General features: G+C 72.3%; 17 protein-coding genes and 1 tRNA gene. 11 read left to right on the top strand and 7 right to left on the bottom strand.

Annotated features, from left to right (window positions below):
* Positions 1–234: 234 nt before the first annotated feature.
* Positions 235–996 (bottom strand): GPP34 family phosphoprotein, encoded by a 762-nt coding sequence (locus tag ACIP93_RS01065; RefSeq protein ID WP_345221907.1) that lies wholly within the window; start codon positions 994–996, stop codon positions 235–237.
* A gap of 204 nt (positions 997–1,200) precedes the next feature.
* Here ACIP93_RS01065 and ACIP93_RS01060 point away from each other — a divergent pair, with 204 nt between their 5' ends.
* From ACIP93_RS01060 to ACIP93_RS01050, 3 genes are all read left to right on the top strand, one after another.
* A complete protein-coding gene (locus ACIP93_RS01060) occupies positions 1,201–3,750 on the top strand; it encodes a D-alanyl-D-alanine carboxypeptidase (protein WP_401754299.1) in 2,550 nt (849 codons plus the stop codon).
* 712 nt (positions 3,751–4,462) lie between these two features.
* Positions 4,463–4,666 carry a cold-shock protein gene (locus tag ACIP93_RS01055; RefSeq protein WP_189825182.1) on the top strand — a complete coding sequence of 68 codons (204 nt, stop codon included), beginning with the start codon at positions 4,463–4,465 and terminating at the stop codon, positions 4,664–4,666.
* 298 nt (positions 4,667–4,964) lie between these two features.
* Positions 4,965–6,515 (top strand): DEAD/DEAH box helicase, encoded by a 1,551-nt coding sequence (locus ACIP93_RS01050; RefSeq protein ID WP_401754296.1) that lies wholly within the window; start codon positions 4,965–4,967, stop codon positions 6,513–6,515.
* Between the two features lie 127 nt (positions 6,516–6,642).
* Here ACIP93_RS01050 and ACIP93_RS01045 read toward each other — a convergent pair whose 3' ends face one another.
* Complete coding sequence (locus ACIP93_RS01045) at positions 6,643–6,960, bottom strand: 4a-hydroxytetrahydrobiopterin dehydratase (protein ID WP_345221921.1); 318 nt, start codon at positions 6,958–6,960, stop codon at positions 6,643–6,645.
* Position 6,961: 1 nt separating this feature from the next.
* Positions 6,962–8,224: a Twin-arginine translocation pathway signal gene (locus tag ACIP93_RS01040; protein WP_401754293.1), complete on the bottom strand. Its 1,263-nt coding sequence runs from the start codon at positions 8,222–8,224 to the stop codon at positions 6,962–6,964.
* A 91-nt stretch (positions 8,225–8,315) separates the two neighbouring features.
* Here ACIP93_RS01040 and ACIP93_RS01035 point away from each other — a divergent pair, with 91 nt between their 5' ends.
* From ACIP93_RS01035 to ACIP93_RS01015, 5 genes are all read left to right on the top strand, one after another.
* Positions 8,316–8,813 carry a hypothetical protein gene (locus ACIP93_RS01035; RefSeq protein WP_401754290.1) on the top strand — a complete coding sequence of 166 codons (498 nt, stop codon included), beginning with the start codon at positions 8,316–8,318 and terminating at the stop codon, positions 8,811–8,813.
* Positions 8,813–8,992 carry a hypothetical protein gene (locus ACIP93_RS01030; RefSeq protein ID WP_401754287.1) on the top strand — a complete coding sequence of 60 codons (180 nt, stop codon included), beginning with the start codon at positions 8,813–8,815 and terminating at the stop codon, positions 8,990–8,992. Before ACIP93_RS01035 ends, ACIP93_RS01030 begins: the two co-directional genes overlap by 1 nt.
* Positions 8,989–9,570 carry a hypothetical protein gene (locus ACIP93_RS01025; protein WP_401754284.1) on the top strand — a complete coding sequence of 194 codons (582 nt, stop codon included), beginning with the start codon at positions 8,989–8,991 and terminating at the stop codon, positions 9,568–9,570. Before ACIP93_RS01030 ends, ACIP93_RS01025 begins: the two co-directional genes overlap by 4 nt.
* Positions 9,567–9,731 (top strand): hypothetical protein, encoded by a 165-nt coding sequence (locus ACIP93_RS01020; RefSeq protein ID WP_401754282.1) that lies wholly within the window; start codon positions 9,567–9,569, stop codon positions 9,729–9,731. Before ACIP93_RS01025 ends, ACIP93_RS01020 begins: the two co-directional genes overlap by 4 nt.
* Positions 9,732–10,180: 449 nt before the next feature.
* The gene (locus ACIP93_RS01015; protein WP_401754279.1) at positions 10,181–10,363 is read left to right on the top strand and encodes a hypothetical protein; all 183 of its coding nucleotides are present in this window, start codon (positions 10,181–10,183) and stop codon (positions 10,361–10,363) included.
* Between the two features lie 258 nt (positions 10,364–10,621).
* Here ACIP93_RS01015 and ACIP93_RS01010 read toward each other — a convergent pair.
* The 3 genes from ACIP93_RS01010 to ACIP93_RS01000 all read right to left on the bottom strand — a co-directional run bounded on the left by ACIP93_RS01010 (position 10,622) and on the right by ACIP93_RS01000 (position 14,687).
* Positions 10,622–10,694, bottom strand: a tRNA-Arg gene (locus ACIP93_RS01010).
* A 31-nt stretch (positions 10,695–10,725) separates the two neighbouring features.
* The gene (locus ACIP93_RS01005; RefSeq protein WP_345221967.1) at positions 10,726–13,578 is read right to left on the bottom strand and encodes a stealth conserved region 3 domain-containing protein; all 2,853 of its coding nucleotides are present in this window, start codon (positions 13,576–13,578) and stop codon (positions 10,726–10,728) included.
* Entirely contained in the window at positions 13,575–14,687 is a 1,113-nt protein-coding gene (locus ACIP93_RS01000) for a hypothetical protein (protein WP_401754276.1), read from the bottom strand. The genes ACIP93_RS01005 and ACIP93_RS01000 overlap by 4 nt, the downstream gene beginning before the upstream one ends.
* A 591-nt stretch (positions 14,688–15,278) precedes the next feature.
* Between ACIP93_RS01000 and ACIP93_RS00995 the strand changes: the two genes are divergently transcribed.
* Together ACIP93_RS00995 and ACIP93_RS00990 are read left to right on the top strand one after the other, a co-directional pair.
* Entirely contained in the window at positions 15,279–16,973 is a 1,695-nt protein-coding gene (locus tag ACIP93_RS00995; RefSeq protein ID WP_345226387.1) for a stealth family protein, read from the top strand.
* A gap of 112 nt (positions 16,974–17,085) precedes the next feature.
* Positions 17,086–19,182 carry a PIG-L family deacetylase gene (locus ACIP93_RS00990; protein WP_401754273.1) on the top strand — a complete coding sequence of 699 codons (2,097 nt, stop codon included), beginning with the start codon at positions 17,086–17,088 and terminating at the stop codon, positions 19,180–19,182.
* Here the strand turns inward: ACIP93_RS00990 and ACIP93_RS00985 are convergent.
* Positions 19,169–20,578 (bottom strand): M6 family metalloprotease domain-containing protein, encoded by a 1,410-nt coding sequence (locus ACIP93_RS00985; RefSeq protein WP_380836777.1) that lies wholly within the window; start codon positions 20,576–20,578, stop codon positions 19,169–19,171. The genes ACIP93_RS00990 and ACIP93_RS00985 overlap by 14 nt on opposite strands.
* A 244-nt stretch (positions 20,579–20,822) precedes the next feature.
* Here ACIP93_RS00985 and ACIP93_RS00980 point away from each other — a divergent pair, with 244 nt between their 5' ends.
* A complete protein-coding gene (locus ACIP93_RS00980; protein ID WP_401754269.1) occupies positions 20,823–21,491 on the top strand; it encodes a TetR/AcrR family transcriptional regulator in 669 nt (222 codons plus the stop codon).
* Positions 21,492–21,586 lie beyond the last annotated feature (95 nt).

The raw sequence follows: 21,586 nt of genomic DNA, 5'->3' as shown, positions 1-21,586 counted from the left end.
TGCCCGCGCCGGGAAACGGCGACACAGGGTGGTGCGCCGGGCACACATCCGTACCGGTTCCCGGTGTTTCCCGGCTCTCCCGGGAACGCGCCTGCGGGAAACGCACGCGCGGGGCAGTGGCCCGGTCCTCGTCCGGGCGGCCGGTCCACTGCCCCGCGCGTGCGCTGCGGCTCGCTGTCGTTCGGGTGGTGCGTTCGTACGTCGTGCTGTCGTACGCCAGCGAGCTGCCGTACGTCAGTGAGCTGCGGCCCTGGCCATGCTGCCGCGGTGCGGCTGCGCGGACACGGCCGCCGACGGACGTGCGCCGGCCCCGCCGCCGCCAGGGGAGCCCTGGCCGGAGGACGTGCCGGGTGCTGCACGGCGTGGCGCGGCGGCCACCCCGTTCTGGACGTCCATCACGGCGTGCGCCACGAGTCCGCCCATGGGGTCGTGCCGAATGAGATCCCGCAGACGGGACCTCGACGACCGGCCCTCGTTGCCGGGATACAGGTGCTTGCCGAGTCCGACCGCATGGGCCAGCGCGGCGAGCGCCGCGGTCCGCGGGTCCGGCGGTACGCCGGTGCGGATCGCACTGTCCAGCCGGGCACGGATGTCCCGGCTGATTGCCGTGTCGGTCGCCTGGTAGCGAGTCGTCGGCAAGACCCCGCACATCTGACCCGATACGGCATGCACCATGCCGCACCGCTCCAGGTGCGCGAGATAGATCTGGCGCAGCCCCAGCCGGGGCCCGCCGATCCAGTTCACTGCCCGAACCGGGCTGCCGCGTCGGCGCAGCAGTTCCAGCGCGGAGTCCAGTGTCGGATCTCCGGTCGGCCGTGGCATCACCACGGCGATACGATCCCCGTCAGGGGCTATCCGTCCTGCCAGAGCCAGCTCCACTAGCTGTGCCCCGGCCAGGCCGAGGTCGAGCGACTGCGGCTGCGCTGTGGTACCCGTTGCCGGGTCCAGAGCGAGCAGCAGAAGCTCCTCCGGAATTGTTCTGCGGCTCCTGCCCATCCATGCCTCCCCGCGTGGATGAATGACAGGGTGACCCCTCTCACATTCATCTGTCGAGAGTGCCTGGGTGCTTCGTACGGGAACCAGTAGGTATGTCGTTCTCGTCTAGCACGTGGGTGCGGGTCCCGTAGCGGGACACTGGTCCCAGGATCGGACGGGCGGGGAGATCCCGCCACGACTGTTGTTGGCGTTGAGGAGGCATCGGTGGCGGGCGAGTCCCCCGGCAAGTCGGAGCAGCGGAAGTCGTCGGGGGAGACGGCTGGCAGCGATGAGCGTGATCCGAGGCTCGCGGTCTTCCGCGAGGACCCGGCCGCACCGCGTGGTGCTTCCGGCGCCTCCTCGAAGGACCAGGGCCCGGACACGGACGAGGGCGCGGACCAGCCGACGGCGACGTTCCGCACCCGCCCGAGGGGCACGGAAGCACCGAAGCCCGAGCCGACGGAAGACCCGGACCCGGAATCGGAACCGGAATCTGGGTCGGAGCCGGAGCCGGAGCCGGAGCCGGAAGCGGAATCCCGATCTGAGTCCCCGGCGGACGAGCCCGCCGACGCCGACGACGCACCCGCCGCGACGAAGAAGCCCGAGCCCGTGGACGCCCCGGAGACGGGCGACTCCCGGCTGCGTGAGGCCGTGGCGGCCTGGGTGGCGACCTCGGACGACCCGGCCGACGACCCGGAGGCGGAAGCTGTGTCACCGGCCGGTGACACGGCGGCCGAGACCACCGGCAAGGACGTACCGAAGACGAAGACCGCCCCGGAACCGGAATCCTCCGGGGCACCGGAGGAGGACGAGGACGGGTCCCCGTCGGCCGGGGACGGGAAGGCTGTCCCCGCTCCCGTACCGGCTGCGAAGAAGCCCGTACCGGCCGCGACGACGGACGCGGACACGGAGGCCGAGGCCGAGCCCGAGGTCGAGCCCGAGCCCGAGGTCGAGCACGAGAAGACCCCGGCCGCGCCGGTTGGCAAGGCCGCCCCCGCTGCCGTACCGGCGAAGAAGTCCCCGGCCCCCGCCGAGGACGGCGACGACGACCGCGACGCGACGGACGGCAGCGCGGACAAGGCCAAGGACGAAGGCAAGACCAAGGGCAAGGACGAAGGCAAGGGCAAGGCCGGGTCCGAGGACAAGGCCGGGACCAAGGGCGAGGGCGTCGACCAGGCGACGGCCGTGTTCACGACCAGGCGGCCGGACGCGCCCCGGGTCGATCAGCCCACCGCCATGCTCAAGCTGCCCTCCGACGAGCAGATCAAGCCCCGGGGGGCGGGGGCGGCCAAGTCGTCCCCGCTGCCCAAGCCCGAGTCGGACGCCGAGCAGACCAGCACGTTCGTACCGCTGAAGCCCGACGACGTGCGGACCCCGCGGCCGCCGCGCACGCCGGGCGCGGCCGCCGAGCCGTCGCGGCCCCTGCCGCCGCAGGCCGGCCCCGGACAGCCGGAGACCGAGCGGACCCGGCAGCAGCCGCTGCCGCCGAAGCCGCCGCTGGACCTGCTGGCCGAGCTGACGAACAAGCCCGCGCCGCCGGAGACCCCGGTGCGCACGACCGTGCGACGTTTCAAGATCTGGACGCCGCTGATCCTCCTGCTGCTGCTGATCTTCGCGCTGGTGCAGCTCGTGCGACCGCTGCCGGACCCGAAGCTGACGCTGAGCGCCAAGCCGACTTACACGTTCGGCGGAGGTACGACGGAGATGCCGTGGCCCGGCGAGGGCCAGTCGGCGATCGAGATCGAGGGCGTCGGCAGCATGGGCACGGAGGGCCCGCAGAAGCCCGCGCCGATCGCGAGCATGGCGAAGGCCATGACGGCGTACGTGATCCTCAAGGACCACCCGCTCAAGGGCAAGGAGAACGGCCCGAAGATCGAGGTGGACCAGCAGGGCGAGGACGACGCGGGCAAGGGCGACGAGTCGACGGCACAGATCAAGAAGGGCCAGCAGTACACCCAGCGGCAGATGCTGATGATGCTGATGATCCCGTCGGGCAACAACGTGGCGCGGCTGCTGGGGCGCTGGGACGCGGGCTCCGAGGACAAGTTCCTGGAGAAGATGAACGCCGCGGCCAAGGACCTCGGCATGACCAACTCCAAGTACACCGACTCCAGCGGCTTCGACAAGGGCACGGTCAGCACCCCGCTCGACCAGATCAAGCTGGGCCGGGCCCTGATGAAGAACGGCGTGTTCCGCGAGATCGTGGACATGCCGCAGGTCGACATCCCCGGCCTGCCCGGCCGGATCTACAACAACAACAACATCCTGCTGCAGCCGGGCGTCAACGGCATCAAGACGGGTTCCACGACGCCGGCGGGCGGCAACCTGCTGTTCACGGCGAACACGGTCGTCGACGGCGAGACGCACCGCATCATCGGCGCGGTGATGAACCAGCAGACCGGCGACCAGCTCGGCAAGAAGCTCCAGCGGGCGATCGACCAGAGCCTGAAGCTGATCCAGAAGGCGCAGCAGGTGGCGACCTCGGCGCAGGTGGTCAAGAAGGGCACGGTCGTCGGGTACGTGGACGACGGGCTCGGCGGACAGACGCCGGTGGTGGCGACGAAGGACCTGAAGGCGGTCGGCTGGCCGGGCCTGAAGGTGGAGCTGGCGCTGGGGGCGCAGGCGGGCAAGGCGGTGCCGCACGCGGGGAAGAAGGGGGACGTGGTCGGCGAGATCACGGTCGGCACGGGCCCGGGCAAGCAGTCGGCCCCGGTCGCCCTCCAGTCCCCCCTGGCCGAACCGGGCTTCACCGCCAAACTGAAACGCCTGGGCTGACCTCCCGCCCCCTCAGGGGCGCGGGGAACTGCGCGAGCAACCACGACGCGCCCCTGAGGGGGGGCGCGGGGAACTGCGCGCCCAGCCACGACGGATCTGCACGGAACCGTGCGCCTGGCCGCGCGGCGAGCGCTTCAGGGAAAGGATGGGGTCTCCCCTGCTCGAACGAAGTGGAGAGCTTGGGGAAGGGTCCGGGGCCGCCCTGCCCGAGCCGGGCGGGGCGGCCTGCCCGGTGCCGGGGCTGAGCCCACGGCCTCGGCGAAGTCGCACGTCCGGCACAGGCGCTCACGCAGGGCGCGGTACCCGGGCGGGTCCGGAAGCGGAAGGGGCTGCCCCTTGCCCGCCCGCCCCCGGGGGCCCCGTCGCCCAAGGGGACGGCGAACCGCACCGCCGACGATTACCCCGCCGCCCTCCGGGTACATTCCCACCCGCACCACGATCCGTCCGCCCCGCCGAGGCATCCCCGCCCCGGCCGAGCGACACGAATACTCGCCGTGCCGAAATGCTCGCGGCATGCTACGGTGATTAGCAGTTGCAGTTGTGGTTCCCGAAAAGACTTACAAGTGCTCTCCTCGGAATCGTCACATTCGGTTTCGTTGGGCGCACTTTTCTTTTGTATTTCCGGTGCAGTTCTCCCGGACGGGGTCATCATCGCGCGACGTGGAACATGCACAGTGTGTGTTCCCCGGGTTTCACCCCGAAGGAGAATGACATGGCTACTGGCACCGTGAAGTGGTTCAACTCGGAAAAGGGCTTCGGCTTCATTGAGCAGGACGGCGGCGGCGCCGACGTCTTCGCCCACTACTCGAACATCGCCACCTCCGGCTTCCGTGAGCTCCAGGAAGGCCAGAAGGTGAACTTCGACGTCACGCAGGGCCAGAAGGGCCCGCAGGCGGAGAACATCGTCCCCGCCTAATTGATCACCGATCTTCGATCAGTGATCTCTGATCATCGGCTCCGTGCCTGATCAGCGGTGACAAGCGCGGCTGGGACTCGCACCCTGGGGTGTGGGTCCCAGCCCGTTTTTGCGCCGGGCCGCGGCGACTGCCGCGCGGACCCGGGAACAAAACCGGCCCGGACGTTGTTCAAACCTTCCGGACCGACTTTTTGCTTTCCATTGACATTTGACATTCGGCTCGTTCTTGAAATGCGGCCCGCTTCCCGCGGTGCGCCGGGATTTCCTCGATACGTGCCGGTATCGAGAGGACTCCCTCGTGAGTACGAACTACGCCCGCTTCGGCGGAAACCGGGACACCAGTGCCGGCAAGAAATCCGGCAGCGGTTCCGGCAACGGAAACCGCGGCGCCGACCGCCCGAGGACGGGTGCGGGCGCCGGCCGTGCGAACACCTCCCGCGCGGGCGGCAACGGCGGACGCTCCCGCCGCCCGGTCCCGCTGAAGGGCGAATTCGCCCTGCCGGTGACGGTCACCCCGGGCCTTCCCCCGGTGACCGCCTTCACCGAACTGGACCTCCCGGCCCCCGTCCAGGCCGCCCTGGTCGCCGAGAACGTCACCACCCCCTTCCCCATCCAGGCCGCCACCCTGCCCAACTCCCTCGCGGGCCGCGACGTGCTCGGGCGCGGTCGCACCGGTTCCGGCAAGACGCTGGCCTTCGGCCTGGCGCTGCTCACCCGTACGGCCGCGTACGGCCGCCGGGCCCAGCCCAAGTTGCCCCTCGCGCTCGTCCTCGTACCGACGCGTGAACTCGCGCAGCAGGTCACGGACGCCCTGGACCCGTACGCGAAGGCGCTGCGGCTGAGCATCGCCACCGTTGTCGGCGGCATGTCCATCGGCCGCCAGTCCTCCGCCCTGCGCCGGGGCGCGGACGTCGTGGTCGCCACGCCGGGCCGCCTCAAGGACCTCATCGAGCGCCGCGACTGCCGTCTCGACCAGGTCAGGATCACGGTCCTGGACGAGGCCGACCAGATGGGCGACATGGGCTTCATGCCCGACGTCACCGAACTGCTCCAGCAGGTGCGCGAGGACGGGCAGACGATGCTCTTCTCCGCCACCCTCGACCGCAATGTCGACAAACTGGTGCGCACCTTCCTGACCGACCCGGTCGTCCACTCCGTGGACCCCTCCGCGGGCGCGGTCACCACCATGGAGCACCACGTCCTCGAAGTGCACGGCGCGGACAAGCACGCCACCACCATCGAGATCGCGGCCCGCGACGGACGCGTCCTGATGTTCCTGGACACCAAGCACGCGGTCGACCGCCTCACCACCGACCTCCTGGCCGCCGGCGTCCGCGCGGCCGCCCTGCACGGCGGCAAGTCGCAGCCGCTGCGCACGCGCACCCTGGAGCGCTTCAAGAACGGCGGGATCAACGTCCTCGTCGCCACGAACGTCGCCGCCCGCGGCATCCACGTCGACAACCTCGACCTCGTCGTCAACGTCGACCCGCCGACCGACCCCAAGGACTACCTGCACCGCGGCGGCCGCACCGCCCGCGCGGGCGAGTCCGGCCGGGTGGTCACCCTGGTCACCCCGAACCAGCGCCGCGACTTCTCCCGCCTCATGCGCGAGGCGGGCATCCGCCCCGAGACCGCGCAGGTCCGCTCCGGCGACGCCGAGCTGACCCGCATCACCGGCGCCCAGGCCCCCTCGGGCGTCCCGGTCCGCGCCCCGAAGTCCCCCACCGCCCCCGACACCCGCACCCGCGCCCCCCGCGCCCGCCGCTCCCCGGCCCCCTCCCGGGGCCGCCGCGAAAGCGCGGAGCTGGCCGCGGCCCGCAAGGCGGCGGCGGTGCGCAGGTCCTCGTAACGCGGGGGCGCGACCGCGCACACACCGAAGGGCCGGTACTCGGGGATCGTGCCCTTCTTCTACCGACGGAACCCGTGAAACACCCCTCCTGTCCTCCAGGCGGGAGGGGTCTTCCGTGTGTCTGCGGTCAGTCCAGCGGGAGCGCCTGGTGGGCTGCGACGATGGCGTCGATGCGGTGCGCCAGGTCGAAGTCCGCCGCTGTGAGGACGAATCCGGCGTCGTGGGTGGTGATCCGGGCGGTAAGGCTGTCCATGCGTAAATCAAGGTCCGCATGGTGTTGGACACGCCGGGACCGGTCGGCGATCGTGACGATCGCGGCCACGGCCGCGTGATAGCGGATCTCGTACCGGCGAGTGATGTACCGGTCGATTTGCTCCCACCCCGACAGCGCCTCCAAGCGCTCCGCGATCTCCTGGTCAGTCAGCGGCACCAATCCCTGTGACACGTCATCCTCTCCTGGCAACGGGGGCCAGGACTTCACCGAGTTCCTGGCCGATCGGGGCATCCTGCCATGGGCGCATTACCCGTTCCAGCCCTCTCAATTCGCGGGCCATCCTGGCAGATCGCGTCTCTACGGCGACCCGGGCGACGTGGCGGGCGATCTCGACTGCCTGGTCGGGGTCACGCGCATGGGCGGCTGCGATGGCGTGCCGCGCCATGTAGACCCCGCGATCACGGCGCGCTGTCTCCGGCACGATGCCCAGCACCTGCGTCCAGAGCGCACCGGCCTCCTGCCCGAGGCCGAGCCGTCCGTAGCAGGTGGCTCGCTGCACTTCGAGGTAGCCGGGGGTGCGGCGGCACGCGTTGCCCCACGGGAGGTCGTCGTCCACCTGGGAGAGAAGGCTGTCAGCCTGGTCAATGAGCCGGTCAACAGCCGTACGGTCACCGGTCAGGCTGGCCCCGTGCGCTTGCTGCTGCATCGCCATGATCCGTACCTTCGGCAGCAGAAGACCGCCATCCAGTGCGGCTTCGCAGAGGTCGACCACCGCGTGACCGTCGCCCAAGTCGGTACGGACCTGTGCCTGGTTCACCAGGAAGTACCCGATCAGGTGCGGGTCCCTGGACCGCATCGCCATCTCCTGGGTGACACCTCGCCAGAACGCGGCTCCGTCCATGTCCCCGGCGTCCTGATAGAGCCATCCGACCAGCGCCGCGTACGCGGCACCGACTCGGAGAAGCCCGTGCCGCGTCTCCCCGCGGGCGCTACGGATCAGCTTGTCGATGAGCTGGTACTGCGCAGACACCGTGCCGATCAGGTCGTGGGGGCCGAGGAACATGTCAGCGCGGTAGTGCCCCTCCAGTTGTTCCTGGAAGTAGCCGATCAGAGCAGGATCCACGTGTTGTGATGCGGTCGGTCCCGCGACGAGCGCTGCGGCTGTGACGGAGACGAACGCGCGACGGTCCACCTGTTCCTCTTCGTGGTGCTCAGGGCGGATCCACCCCGGCGGTGGGGTGAATCCGAGATCCTCCGGCCAGCGGCCGAGCGCGTCGTGAATCACGAACGCGGTTTCCTCCGCCGGCCAGCCCGGGCGACCGCCTTCCCAGCGCCTCCAAGTGCGGGCTGACACCGTGAAGTGCGGGTCATCGAGCAGATGTTGTCCGTGCGCTTGGAGCGCAGCAGCGGCACTTTCGATGGTGCGCCAGCCCCGCCTAAGCCGGGCAGCCCTCAACGCGTCGTTGCGACCCATGGGTTCAGTCTGCTGCTTCATTCGGGGTGCTCCCGGCCGTGGCCGCCATGTGGCCGCGCGTGGCCACGTGATGGCCTATTAACCCGTCACCGTGCGCGCCCATCATCACCCCATGACCAGAGGGCGTACGCAGGACGTGCAAAGAAGTACCCACTCGGTTCGTGTCGCCGACTGGCTGGCCCGCGCGCACGCCGATCCGGACGCCGCACACCGGGAGTGGGCGGAGCGCGGGGTGGCGATGCTGCCGCTCGGCGTCCGCTTCGACGCGGTCCGCATCCCGTTCTCGGTCGTACGCGCGGCCCTCGGCACGGACAACCGGGACGCGATCGGCCGGACCTTGCCGCAGATGCTCGGCGGGCCGGTGATCCAGGACGGTGAGAAGTGGACGTACCCGCTCGTCCCCACCGGCGGCGCTTCCGCCTGGTCGGCCCGTGCCGGGAACTACCGCGGCCGGGGCTGGCTGGCCGTACCTGACACTGACCAGCTCGGCCCGCCCGGCATGTACTGGACCGTCGCGATGGCCGCCCCTGGCCGGCTCTGCGAGCCGGCGGCCGTCGCCTCGATGATCGAGGCCGGCGTCTCCGCCCTCTCCGGGAAGGAGGGCAGGTGATGGTCCGGTTGTCCGAGGTCGTACTGGAGCAGTCGCCCAGCTACTTCGCTTTCACCGCGCTCATGAAGCACGGCCTGGCCTGCTGCCCCGAGTGCCAGGCCGGGGCCCTGTGCCCGGTCGGTACGCGGCTGATGGCGGCGTGGGAGGCTCGCCGGACCTGGCAGGTGAGGACGTCGTGACCACCCTCCTCAGCACGCCTGCCTCTGCTGCCGACTCCGCCGCCTGGCTGCTGGGCCACGGGGACGCCGCCCGCGCGCAGACCCGGAACTGGCCGACCGGCCGGCACGTCTGGCCCGGCATGGGCATCGAGTACGAGGCCGTCCGGATGCCCGCCCCCCTGGTGCACGCGGCCGTACGCAGCACTGATCCGCCCTCCGTCGCCGAGAGACTCACCCGCTTCCTTGAGGGCCCGGTGGCAGCCGCTCCGGCCGCCGGCTGGTACCTGGCCCTCACCCGGCCGACGGGTCCGAAGTGGTACAAGCGCTGCGACCCTGACGGGCTCGGCACGTTCGTCCCACCCGACGAGCATCTGATCCTGCCGCACCCCAGTCGCACTACGCCCAGCAGCGCGCTGTTCTGGTCGCGGCCCGTCCAGCCAGGCCAGGTCTCCGAAGCGCTCTCCGTGGCACTGCTGCTCGACATGGGCGATCACGCCCTCTCCTGGCGGGCCCGGTACTGCGACGCGCGCGGCGAGGCGACATACGCGCCCTTCGGCGCGCTCCGGATCCTGGTGGGCAACCAGGGGACGCCGTCATGACGCGGTGCCCGAGCCGGGAAGGAAACGGTCACCCCTTCCCGTACGAGGACGAGACCACGGCGCGCTGCCCGGAGCACGGCATGACGCTGCTGTGGCACGGCGAGCCGATCACCGCCGACGACCTCACCCCTGCGGCTCCCCCGGACGAGTCCGAGGAGTAACCCCTCATGCACCCGCCCCCGCCGCCTGAGCCCTGCTACGGACGGCGGCCGGGGCGGGCCTCATGCACCACCCACTACGGCCGCGACCGACGATCTCACCGGCCCCGGCCTGGCCCCGTCCAGGGTCGTCGACGAAGGACGGCATGCGCTCATCCTCCACACCCAGACGTACGCCCGGCTCTGCGAGCGCATCGGCGGCCGGTTCGTCCACCACGTTCCCCAGCCCCCGGACCCGAACAGGACCCCGGGCACCCTGAGCTGGACGGCCACCGCAATCGAGGCCGCCGGGTTCGCGGTCGACCTCGACCTCTGGATGCCGGTGGAGGACCGCACCTTCGCCGTAGCCGTCGATTGCCAGCACTCCGAGACCAACTGCACGGACTGCAACTGCTCGGAGGTCTCGTGCGAAAGCACCCAGAACTGACCGAACCGCCCCCTACGCTGCTGGCATGACCGAGCAACAACGGGCCGCGATCGCCCAGTTCAAGTCCATCAAGCAGCGTGCCGCAAGCGGGCGGACGAAGCCGAAGCACAGGCCGGGATGTCCCGGGCGCGGGTTCGTCGTCATGGCGGCCGCGACGGGGCCGGTGACAGTGCCGTGTGTCTGCTGCGGCGGTGGCGGCAGCGAGTAGAAGAGGTGCGGCGGCGGCCTGCCATTCGAGGAGGGGTGGGGCGTCGGCCCACCGGACGAGGTCGGTGAGCGGGACACCGGTCGCGTCCGCGCTGAGAAGCAGGGAACCGGGGCGGGTGCTCGCGCCGTCGGACGCCAGGACTCGGTCAAAGCGTCCAACCCCGCGCCGGAACCGTCGTGGGGCGGTTCACCGAAGAACCCTCCCGTTCGATCGAACGAACGGGAGGGTTCTCAAGGCTCTGACCAGCTAGCCGGTCAGTGCCCCCGGCAGGATTCGAACCTGCGACACCAGCTTTAGGAGAGCTGTGCTCTATCCCCTGAGCTACGGAGGCGACACCGCCCCGGAGGGCGGCTCTGGACAGGTTAGCGGATGGAGGGGGCGGGGCGCTCGAAGGGGGAGGGGACGGGGAAGTAGGCGCCGAGGAAGGCGCGGACCACGCGGTCCTGTTCGTCCGGCGGGACCTCGGCCGACGGGGACTCGCCGATGCAGAAGATGGTGTGGCTGCGGGCGGACAGCAGGCGGCTGAGACGGGTGTGGTGGGCGTAGGAGCCCGCGTTGACGATGGTGCAGGAGATGCCGGCGGGGGCCGAGGTGCCGGTGAGGTAGCCGTAGTGGTGGTGCAGGGAGGCCGCCATCGAGAGGTCCGTGGGGGCGCGGAAACGGCTCCGGGCGGTGGCGGTGACCTCGGCGGGGAAGCGCTCGGTGAGTTCCGCCAGGACGCTGCGGCGCAGCGGGTGCGGGGTGTGCAGGAAGCCGTGGGTGGCGGTGCGGCCGAAGGCTTCCTTGAGGAGCTCGCGGTTGTTCTTGGCCGCTCCGAAGTAGCCCTCGTCGGTGGCGGCGAAGGGCGTCGGCGGGATGGCCGTGGGGGAGCGGAAGAAGAGTGCCTGGCCGTTGCTGGAGAAGAAGTCGCGCGGGCTGACCGGACGGCCCAGGAAGACGTCGTCGTTGAAGTAGAGGAAGTGCTCCGAGAGGCCCTCGATGCGGTGCAACTGGCTCTCGATGGCGTGCGAGTTGAACGTCGGCAGCACGGAGGGGTCGCTGAAGATCTCCCGGTGGCCGACCACCTTGACGCCCGGGTGCTCGGTGTTCAGCCACTCGGGGGTCTGGTCGTCGGTGACCAGGTAGATCGTGCGCACCCACGGGGCGTACATGGCGAGCGAGCGCAGGGAGTAGCGCAGTTCGTCGCGGTTGCGGAAGCGGACGTCACCGGCGTCGGCGTCGACGCCCGCCGGGAGCAGGCCCGCCGCGCGCTTGGCCGTGTCGCGGCGCTCGCGCCACTTCGGGTCGGAGTCGTCCACCCACGTGTAGACCACGTCGATGGGGAAGTCGACCTCCCACATCAGCTTCTCGGTGAAGGCCGCGATGGTGGGGTGGTCGCGCTCGCCCACGCGCAGGGTGGCGTCGGCGTCCAGGTGCGGCAGGCGGGGACCGAGCAGGGTGGTGCCCCGGGGGGCCGCGCGCCAGCCGGGCAGTTCGTCGTCCTCGTCGGTCAGCGTCCAGAACTCCACGGTGCAGCCGAAGGCCGGACCGTACCGCAGCGAACGGCTCTCGGTGGCGACCGGCTTGAACACGCGGACGCCCGCCACCCCGCCCACGTCGCGCAGGCGCTCCGCGAGCACGGCGCCGGGGGCCGGGCCGTCGGGGCCGACGAGCTCGGCGTACACCGGCTTGCCGTGCAGGGCGGTGGCCAGCGCGGCCAGGGCCGCCTCGCGGCGCTCCGCCTCGACGGCGACGCGGTGCGAGGAGGCGTCGTCGCGCAGCACGACGTACGGGACGCCGTGGGCGGTGAGGGCGTCGGTGGCCAGCTCCAGGTTCCAGTCGGCCATGCGCTGGGCGAGGATGTCGTCGCGGACCTCGGCGAGCCGGCCTGCCGAGCGGACCAGCGTGCCGGTGCGGTCCTGCGCCTGGAGCAGCACCTCGCGGGCCTTCTGCTCGTCGGAGGAGCCCGCGAGCAGCGAGACCGGCGCGGCCGGCGTGAAGCTGCGGCTGCCGCCGGCGGCGATGCGGTGCGCGGTGCGGTCGGCCCGCTCGGCGAGGCGGCGGGGGTCGTCGCGGCGCGCCACGAGGCGCTGGAAGAGGTCCTCCCAGAGCGCGGTGATCCGGTGCGAACCGAAGCGCTCGTAGACGCCCTCGCGGGCCGCCCGGCCGTACGCGCGGCGCATCTCGTCGTCCGCCATCAGCTTCGACATCGCGACGGCGAGGGCGTCCTTGTCGCCCGCCGGGACGAGCAGGCCGTCCACGCCGTGGCGGATGATCTCGGCGGGGCCGGTCACCACGTCGTACGAGACGACGGGCACGCCCGCGGCGAACGTCTCCAGCAGGACGAGCGGGAACGCCTCGCTGCGGGAGGACTGGACGGAGAGCCCGGCCGCCGCCCACTCCTGCTCCATGTTGGCGCTGCGGCCCAGGAGCTCGACCCGGTCGTGCAGGGCGAGGCCCTCGATCAGGCGGCGCAGCCGCACCTCGTGCGGGCCGTCGCCCAGGATGCGCAGCCGCCACTCGGGGTGCTCGCCGGCGATCTGCGCGAACGCCTCGATGGCGTGGTCGACCTGCTTGCCGGCCATCAGGCGGGCCGCCATGACGATGGTCTTGTTGCCGAGGTCGGAGCGCGGGCGGAAGCCGTCCGGGACGGCGTTGGGGATGGCGTGCAGTTCGGGGGCGGAGCGGCCGAGGGAGTCGGCGAACCAGTCCTTGGTGCGGTCGGTGAGCGCGACCAGGGCGTCGATCCGGCAGGCCTGCGCGAGCAGCGGTTCGACGTCGGCGCCGCGCTGCTGGGAGGCGCGGTGCTCCTGGTTGACGGTGATCACGCGGGACGGCACCAGGTCGGCGACGGCGGCCATCAGCGCGGGGGAGGTGCTCACCACGACGTCGCTGTCGAGCGAGCTGAGCGCCCGGGTCATCTCGATGTCGGTGAGCCGGTCGAAGGTCGGCTCCCACTCGGGCTTGATGATCTCGCTGGGCAGCGCGGCCAGGGTGCGGCAGGTCTTCGGGTCCAGGCCGTGCTCGCGCACGGGCTGTGCGTACGGGCCCGTGCGGTCGACCAGGTAACGGCGCGGTATCTCGCGCCCGGCCGGGAAGAACGGCTCCTCCCGGGTCTTCACGACGCTGAGCACCTCGACCTCGTGGTGCGGGGCGAGGTGGGCGGCCTGGGTGTAGACGGCCAGCTCGGTGCCGCCCATCTCGTCGCCCCAGGTGAGCAGGAACGTGATCTTCATCGGGCGGAGTCCTCGGGCGTGGGGGCGGGAGCTGCGGCGCTCTGGGCGGTGGGGCTGACGGGCGGCGGGGCCGCGGTGGTCCGGGCGGCCGGGTCCGGCGGCGGGGCCGCGGCGGTGCGGGCGGCGGCCGGGTTCGGCAGCGGGGCCAGGTTCACCGCGAAGGTGCCCGCCGGGGAGAGGTGCGCGTGGACGCGCAGCAGGGCGCCGGCCGGGGTGGCGATGGTCCTGAAGGGCGTACGGAGCACCTTCTTGGGGTGGCGCACGTCGGTGAGCCTGCGGCCGATCCTGGCCTTGCTGCGGCCGCGGTGGAGCTGGAAGTCCCACATCCGGGCCGTCCTGGCGCCGCCGGCCATGGCGTCCAGCGGCACGTCGAAGGTGAAGCGGTCGCCGTCCCAGGCGGGCGTCACGCGCACCGTCGCCGACGAGCTCCCGCGGCGCACCGCCTCGACGGTCCAGGCGGCGTACGGGGTGGCGGCGGTCAGCAGCCGGCCCTGCACCGTGACGCGGTCCCAGTACAGGTCGAAGCCGAGCAGTTCGGCCTGCTCACGGGGGCCGGACACCTTGATCATGGTGTGTCCGTCGACCGAGCGCACCGGGCGGAACACGGCCCCGCTCGTGCTGCTGGGGGAGTGCGGGAGGGTGGGTCCCTCGGGAGCCGTGGCGGTGACGTCGGATATCCCGAAGCGGCTCTCGTTGCCCGCGCGGTCGGTGGTGACGACCGTGAGCCTCCACACACCGTCGGACAGCCGCGGACCGGGCGCGTCCGGGGCGTCGTGCACGTCGTGCCGCAGGGACGCCGTGGTGGTCAGGAGCAGCCCCTCGGGGTGCGTTTCCTGAGCGAGCGTCACGCTCTGTCGCCGTCCCCGGTGCTCGAAGACGAGCCGGGCCTGCTCCGGCGGGGTGCCCGGGAAGGGGCAGCGGACGGCCAGGTTCAGGGTGCGGCCGGAGATCAGGGAGAGGTGCACGGGCGGCAGCGTCGGCCGCGGGCCGACCCGTGCGCCCAGCGCCGGAACCGTGTTGATGCGCTCCACCCGGCGGCGCACCCGGCCCGCGGTGCGCCGGGCGCGGTGGACCGCCTTGACGGCCTGGGCGATCAGGGCGTCGTTCATGAGCCGCTCGGGCGGGCGGCACGGGCACGTGCCGCGCTCACGGATTCGTCACTCATGGTGATGTCCATCTCTCTGTTCGGCCGCTGGGCGGCCCGGGGTCCCGGCATCCTGCCAAGGCCGCGCGCGCTGCGGCAAATTCCCGGGAGCGGCTCAACTCCCGTACCAGGGCGTGTGATCAACGTCACCTCGTGGCCGGGGAGCGAACTCCCGCCAAATTCCCTCTGTCCTCAAGGGTGAGAGGAGTGCGGCGGGCACGGCTTGACTGGTCCGTTTGTAAAGTTTAGGTGAAGGGGTCCGGTACCGGTCCCGATCATCGAGGGCGGGCGAGGGGTAATGAAGCAGATCGAGGACGCGAAGGCGACCGTACGGCAGGCCGCGGGCCGGGCCGTGCCGACGGCCGCGACCGACGACGCAGCCTCGGCCGCACCGGGCCCGGAGATATCCACCGGCCCCCCCGCGGCGGCCGGTGACGGTGCTGCTGCCGCCGGCGCTTCCGGCGCCCCCGCCGCCAACAGCCGCGTGGTGCGTTCCGCCGGCGCCGTGAACACCGAGGCGTCCCCGCTGGTCACGGCGTACCGCAAGGTCGCCCCGATGCGGCTGCGGCGCGCGATAGCCGGACGGTACTCGCCCGAGATGCGCCGCGGCATCAAGAAGGCCGTCAGCGCGGCCACCGTCGTGCAGGGCGTCCGCCAGGCCCGCAACGCCCGGCTCAGCGCCCAGCACCGCCCGCTGATCGCGTCCTCCGGCGGCTCCGTCGTCGCCGTGGAGGGCCGCCCGCGCATCGCCTTCACCGAGCAGCGGCTCTCCCCGCAGACGGCCCGCAGGGCCAACCTCACGGCCGTCACGGCGGCCCTGGAGGCCGCCGGCATCGACTACTTCTGCGTACGGGGCACCAGCACCAGCACCACCACCGTCGCCGTCTCCGCGGTGGACCGGGGCCGCACCCTGGAGACCCTCCAGGAGCTGTGCCGCACCTTCCCCGGCTACTTCGGCGCCCACGGCGACGACAAGCCGCGCGTCGCCCCCGCCTACCGGGGCGCCGGCTGGCGCCGCTACGAGCAGGCGTCGTCGGTGCATCTCTTCTGGTACCGCACCGACGCCACCCGCCGCCTCGTCCTGGGCCCGGAGAACGGCTGCGAGGTCGAGTTCTGGACGCGCGAGACGGACGACCGGCTGACCGCCCCCGCGCTGCGCCGCAACGCCGTCACCGAGTCGGTGCCCGTGGTGGCCGAGCCGGTCGAGGTGCCCGTCGCGACCTTCACCGCGCCGCACGGCACGCGCGACGTCTCGCCCCTGACGGTGCGCACCCGCGAGGAGTTCGTCACCGTCCTGCCCGACGACATCCCCTTCCCGGTCGACGTCGTCTACACCTGGGTGGACGGCTCCGACCCGGCCTGGCTGGAGCGCCGCGCCTCCGTGTCCGGCAGCTCGTACCACGAGGAGGCCGCCAACGCCGCCCGGTACGCCGACCACGAGGAACTGCGCTACTCCCTGCGTTCCCTGGAGATGTACGCCCCCTGGGTGCGCACCATCCACCTGGTCACCGACGACCAGGTCCCGGCCTGGCTGGACACCTCGCAGCCGGGCCTCAAGGTGATCAGCCACCGGGAGATCTTCAGCGACCCCTCCGTGCTGCCGACGTTCAACTCGCACGCCATAGAGAGCCAGTTGCACCACATCGACGGCCTCGCGGAGCACTTCCTCTACTTCAACGACGACGTCTTCCTCGGCGCGGAGGCGTCCCCCACCGACTTCTTCCTCTCCAACGGGCTCACCAAGTTCTTCCCGTCGCCGGCCCTGGTGCCCCTCGGCCCGCCCAGCGCGGACGACGTCCCCGTCTCCATCGCCGGGAAGAACAACCGCGCCCTCATCGAGGAGCGCTTCGGCACCACCCCCGTCGGCAAGATGCGGCACGTCCCGCACGCGCTGTCGCGCACCGTGCTCGCGGAGATCGAGGAGGAGTTCGCCGCCCAGCACCGGCAGACCGCCGCCCAGCGCTTCCGCAGCAGCAGCGACATCGCCATCCCGTCGTCGCTGTACCACTACTACGCCTTCCACACCCGCCGGGCGCTGCCCAGCGACATCGAGTACTCCTACATCGACGTCTCCAAGCCGAACGCGGCCAACCGTCTCGACCGGCTGCTCCTCGACCGCGACAAGGCCGCGTTCTGCCTCAACGACACCCTCTCCACGGAGGCGGACATCGCCCGCAGCACGGCGTTGCTCCGCCCCTTCCTGGAGACGTACTTCCCGGTCCCCGGCCGCTACGAGCTGCCGTCGGACTGAACCGCTCCGCCCGCCGTGTCCGGCCCGTTCGGGACCGGCTCCGTCCGCCCGTCCCGTGCCACCCGCCGCCGTACCGGCCCGTCCGTACCGGCCCGTCCGCAAGAGAGTCGCCGTGCGCCCCCTGCCCTCCCGCCGTGCCGTCGTGGCCGGTCTCGCCGTCGCGGCCGCCGCCGTCGGCTGCACCTCCCGTACGTCCGTGGGACCGCCGGCCGCCGTGCCCGGCAACCGCCTCGCCGACGTGCAGGGCTCCCCGCGCGCGGCGGTGCAGCCCGCCGAGGACGGCCAGAGCGGCACCCGGGTGCTCCAGGTGCTCGCCCACCCGGACGACGACCTGTACTTCATGAACCCGGAGACCCAGCAGTCCCTGGACGCCAACGACACCGTCGTCAGCGTCTACGTCAACTGCGGCGAGAGCAACGGCCGCAACAAGGTCCCCGGCGGCCCCAAGCCCAAGTCCGACGTCCCCGGCTACGCCGGCTCCCGCCGGCAGGGACTGCGTCAGGCGTACGCGTTCATGGCGACCGGCGACCCGAAGTCCCCCTGGACCGCCCGGGCCGAGGAACTGCCCGGCGGCCTGCGCGTGGAGACCAACACCCTCGACGACCACGAGGGCGTCCAACTGGTCTTCCTGGGCGTGCGCCAGCACGGCCCGGGCGGCCCGCGCGCCGGCAACCAGACCCTGCCGAAGCTGTGGCTGGACCCGGACATGGTCACCAGCACCCTGGTGAGCACCGGCTCCCCGGTCACCGACCCGTCCCCGGTCACCCGCCGCTCGCTGATCGACGCGCTGGCCCACCTGATGGACCGCCACCGGCCCACGCTGGTACGGATGCTGGACGCCGACCCGGACCGGCAGGTCCACGACGCCCTGCACCGCGTCCACCACGACCAGCCCGGCTACTCCGACCACCCCGACCACACCGTCGCCGCCCTGTTCACCCAGGCCGCCCTGGCCCAGCACCTCAAGAAGCGCCGCGGGACGGACGCCTGCGCGGTCGTCTCCTACCGCGGCTACTTCAACGAGCGCTGGCCCGACAACCTGCCCCGGCACCTGCTCGCCGCCAAGGTGAGCGCCCTGAACGCCTACGGCGGCACCCCCGAGGGCTGCGACTTCGTCGCCGGGTGCGGCGACTACGACGTCGGCCGCAACCGCTCCCGGAAAACCGGCTGGGCGCAGCGCACCTCCCACCGGCACCCCACCGCCGCCCCCCGGCTGCTCCAGGACGCCGACGGCACGCTGTACGCGTTCGCGGTGCTGTCCGGGCAGGCGGCCATGTGGCGGCAGGAGGACCCCGCCGACGGCACCTGGTCGAAGCCGCGCCTGCTCGGCGGCGACGGACTGCAGCCGGGGCTGACGGTCTCCCAGGACAAGGACGGCCGCCGGCGGCTGTTCGCGACGCGGAACACCGAGCTGGGGCCGAAGGCCAGGGACAACCGCCGGGAGGTCGTCACCGCCGCGCAGCAGCGCAGGGGCGGCCCGTTCGGCGCCTGGTCGTCGCTCGGCAACCCCGAGAGCGACCCCGCGCGCGGCCGCCGGGTCGGCACCCCGGTGGTGGCGACCGCGGGCGACGGCACCGTCTGGCTGTTCGTACGGAACTGGGCCAAGGGCGTCTCCTGCCGACGGCAGGGCGCCGACGGCCGCTGGAGCCCCTGGCAGGACCTGGGCGGCGCGGAGGTGCAGGAGGGGCTGTGCGCCGTCACCGACACGGCGGGACGCGTGCACGTCTTCGCCAGCGCGCGGGGCACGGTGCACCACTGGCGGCAGAAGCGCGCCGAGGGACCCGTCACCTTCGCCGCGACCGGGCTCCCGGCGCCCGCCGACCCGCCCGCCGTCCTGGCGCAGGGCGACGGCACACTGCTGCTGGCGTACCGCGCGGGCGGCTCGGGCGAGCCGCTGGCGCACCGGCTGTCCGCCGACGGCAGGACGTGGAGCCCGCTGCGCACGGGACTGGTGGCCCGCGGTTACGGCGTGCTCGCCCTGCACGCCGAGCGGGACGGCAGCGTCCTGCTCGCCTCCCGCAACAACGACGGCGGCACCAGCCTGGCCACCCTGGGCACCGCCGAAGCCCCGCGGTGGACCACGGTCACCGGCACGGTGGTGGGGGCCGCCGCCCTGGGGACGGGCCCCACCGGCGGCACGCTGCTCGCCCGTCTGGCACCGGACGCCTCCTTGCAGACGGTGCCGGTGCCGGGGGTCACTTCCGCGTGATCCGCACCCGGTGGTTGCCCGACCCGTCCGCGCCCAGGACGTCGACGCGTACCCGGCGTTCCGGGTCGGTGAAGGACGTGCCGGGCTCGTAGGGCGCGTCCGACAGTTCCAGGTGGACGTTGGGACGCCGGGTGCAGCCGCCGCTGGCGCGCTCGCTGTCGGCCACCGAGACGGGCCCGTTGCCGGTGTCCACGTCGGCGTCCACCCGGTAGATCAGCACACCGGGCTTGCAGACCGCCTCGTCGTTCCCGGCCGGGGTGCGCACCTCGACGGCGTACCCGGACGAGCCGTCGAGGGGGACGAACGCCAGCTTGCGGCCGGACGTGGGGGCGGCCAGCGGGGCCAGCGTCAGCTCGGTCCGGCCGGGGCGGGCGGCGCAGCCGATCTGCCCGGCGTCCAGCCAGCCCAGCTTCCACTTGTGCCAGCCCAGGAAGTCGTTGTTGGCCCCCCAGTCCTCGGACATGATGTCCCAGTGCCCCACGGACGCGCCGCCGTCGGCGGTGTAGAGGTCCGGCAGCCCGAAGACGTGGCCGTTCTCGTGCGGGAGCACCCGGAAGCCGGTCTCCGCGTACGAACCGGAGCCGTCGTCCTGCCGGCTGTAGACGAACGAGGTGTTGGCCAGCGGCACGCCGTCGGCGACGGGCGCCTCGTGGTTGCCGGAGAAGGTCACCGACAGGACGGTCTCCAGGGCCGAAGGGCCCGCGTTCGGGGTGACCAGGACGTTCACCAGGTCGTAGGCCGAGAAGTCCACCCGGGGGTCCGCCACGGCCACGATGTCCCGCACGAGCTGCTGGTAGCCGGGCTCGAAGGGGGCGCCGCGCTCTATCCCGTACTCGGCGAACCGCAGCGGCATCCGCAGCCAGTCGGCGACGGGCGCCTCCGGGGTGTACCGCAGCCGCCCGTAGCTGCTGGTCTCGAACCAGGCGGCGGTCTGCGGGGCGAACTCCTGGAAGCGGTCCAGGGCGCGGCCCTCGCCGGGCGCGTCCGGGAAGTCGATCATCAGGTTGAGGGCGCGGACCTCGCCGGTGGAGCGCGTGTACCCGGACGGGGTGGGGATGCCCTCGGACATCTGCACGCCCTGGGCGCCGGATATCCGGCACGGCTGCGCGGCCGCCTCGGCGGCCTCGGGGGAGCCCGGCGGGCCCTCGGGCCGCGCCTGCGGATGCGTGCGCACGTTCGTCATCCCGCTCGCGCGGTGCGTTCCGGCCGGTCCCGCCGAGGCCCGGCCGGAGTCGCCGAGCGGGGTGCCCGCCGAGGTCACGACGGCGATGCCGAGGGCCGCGGCGGCGGTGAGGGTCAGCGCCCGGCGCGAGGGTCTGCGGCGGCCCGGCGGGCGGTCGTCCCGGGTGGGGCGGGGGTCGCCGGATATGCCGGGGCGGGGGCGCGGCTGCTGCATGGGAATCGCCTTCCGCTCCATGCAGCCCTGTCCGTTCCGTCCCGGACAGTCCTGACTGCTCCTGTTGTCCCACCCTCTGGCGGGTGTCGCGGAGGCGCTCGTCGGGTGAGCCGAAGGTGGGGATGCTTGTGACTCAGGTCACAGGGCGACGGGGAAATAACCGGGGGGTGATTCCCCGTTTGGAACTGTGTCCGCAGGAAGCGGGGAACCGATCCCCGTTTCGGAAGCAGTGAGGAGAGCCGCAGTGCCGAGTGGAACCCGAGCGCCCGTCGCGCGCAGCGCCCCGCGTCCGCGCGCGGACGCCCTGCGCAACCGGGAGCGGATCGTCGCCGCGGCCCGCGAGATGTTCGTCGAGCAGGGGCCGGAGGTCCCGCTCGACGAGATCGCCCGCCGCGCCGTGGTCGGCAACGCCACGCTCTACCGGCACTTCCCCGACCGGGCGGGCCTGATCCACGAGGTCGTGCTGTCGGTGCTCTCCCGGACGGCCGAGCGCGCCGAAGCGGCCGTGCTCGACATCGCCGAGGAGCGCGGCGACCCCTTCGGGGCCCTGCGGCGCTTCGTGCACGACGCCGCCGACGAACGGATCGGGGCGCTGTGCCCCATGCTGTCCGAGGGCTTCGACCAGAACCACGCCGACCTGCTCGCCGGACGCGAGCGCCTCGAAGCGGCGGTCGAGGACCTGATGGGCCGGGCCAGGAAGGCCGGCCGGCTCCGCGCCGACGTCGCCGTCGGCGACCTCATGGTGGCGCTGTCCCAGCTCACCCGCCCGCTGCCCGGCAGCGGCGGCTGCGTGAACTTCGACCAGTTCGTCCACCGCCACCTGCAGCTCTTCCTCGACGGGCTCGAAGCGCCCGCACGCTCCGAACTCCCCGGCGCCGCGGCGACCCTGGACGACCTGCGCCGTCCCCGATGACTTCCGGCAGCCGGCTCAGCCGCCGGCCCGGCTCACGTTCCTTTCCCTGACTTCTCCTGCTTTTCCTTGGCCTTTCGCACCCTAGGTGGCTCCTC

Origin of the sequence: Streptomyces sp. NPDC088745 (genome assembly GCF_044751045.1) — a bacterium.
In the GTDB taxonomy this organism is placed as follows: Bacteria; Actinomycetota; Actinomycetes; order Streptomycetales; family Streptomycetaceae; genus Streptomyces; species Streptomyces cremeus.
This window is presented reverse-complemented; position numbering and strand designations above follow the sequence as displayed.

Bases quoted from the DNA above. Each gene is read 5' to 3' on its own strand.
- ACIP93_RS01065 (WP_345221907.1), bottom strand. From the start codon at position 996: ATGGGCAGGAGCCGCAGAACAATTCCGGAGGAGCTTCTGCTGCTCGCT.
- ACIP93_RS01055 (WP_189825182.1), top strand. From the start codon at position 4,463: ATGGCTACTGGCACCGTGAAGTGGTTCAACTCGGAAAAGGGCTTCGGC.
- ACIP93_RS01040 (WP_401754293.1), bottom strand. From the start codon at position 8,224: ATGAAGCAGCAGACTGAACCCATGGGTCGCAACGACGCGTTGAGGGCT.
- ACIP93_RS01035 (WP_401754290.1), top strand. From the start codon at position 8,316: ATGACCAGAGGGCGTACGCAGGACGTGCAAAGAAGTACCCACTCGGTT.
- ACIP93_RS01030 (WP_401754287.1), top strand. From the start codon at position 8,813: ATGGTCCGGTTGTCCGAGGTCGTACTGGAGCAGTCGCCCAGCTACTTC.
- ACIP93_RS01020 (WP_401754282.1), top strand. From the start codon at position 9,567: ATGACGCGGTGCCCGAGCCGGGAAGGAAACGGTCACCCCTTCCCGTAC.
- ACIP93_RS01015 (WP_401754279.1), top strand. From the start codon at position 10,181: ATGACCGAGCAACAACGGGCCGCGATCGCCCAGTTCAAGTCCATCAAG.
- ACIP93_RS01005 (WP_345221967.1), bottom strand. From the start codon at position 13,578: ATGAAGATCACGTTCCTGCTCACCTGGGGCGACGAGATGGGCGGCACC.
- ACIP93_RS01000 (WP_401754276.1), bottom strand. From the start codon at position 14,687: ATGAACGACGCCCTGATCGCCCAGGCCGTCAAGGCGGTCCACCGCGCC.
- ACIP93_RS00995 (WP_345226387.1), top strand. From the start codon at position 15,279: ATGCGGCTGCGGCGCGCGATAGCCGGACGGTACTCGCCCGAGATGCGC.
- ACIP93_RS00985 (WP_380836777.1), bottom strand. From the start codon at position 20,578: ATGCAGCAGCCGCGCCCCCGCCCCGGCATATCCGGCGACCCCCGCCCC.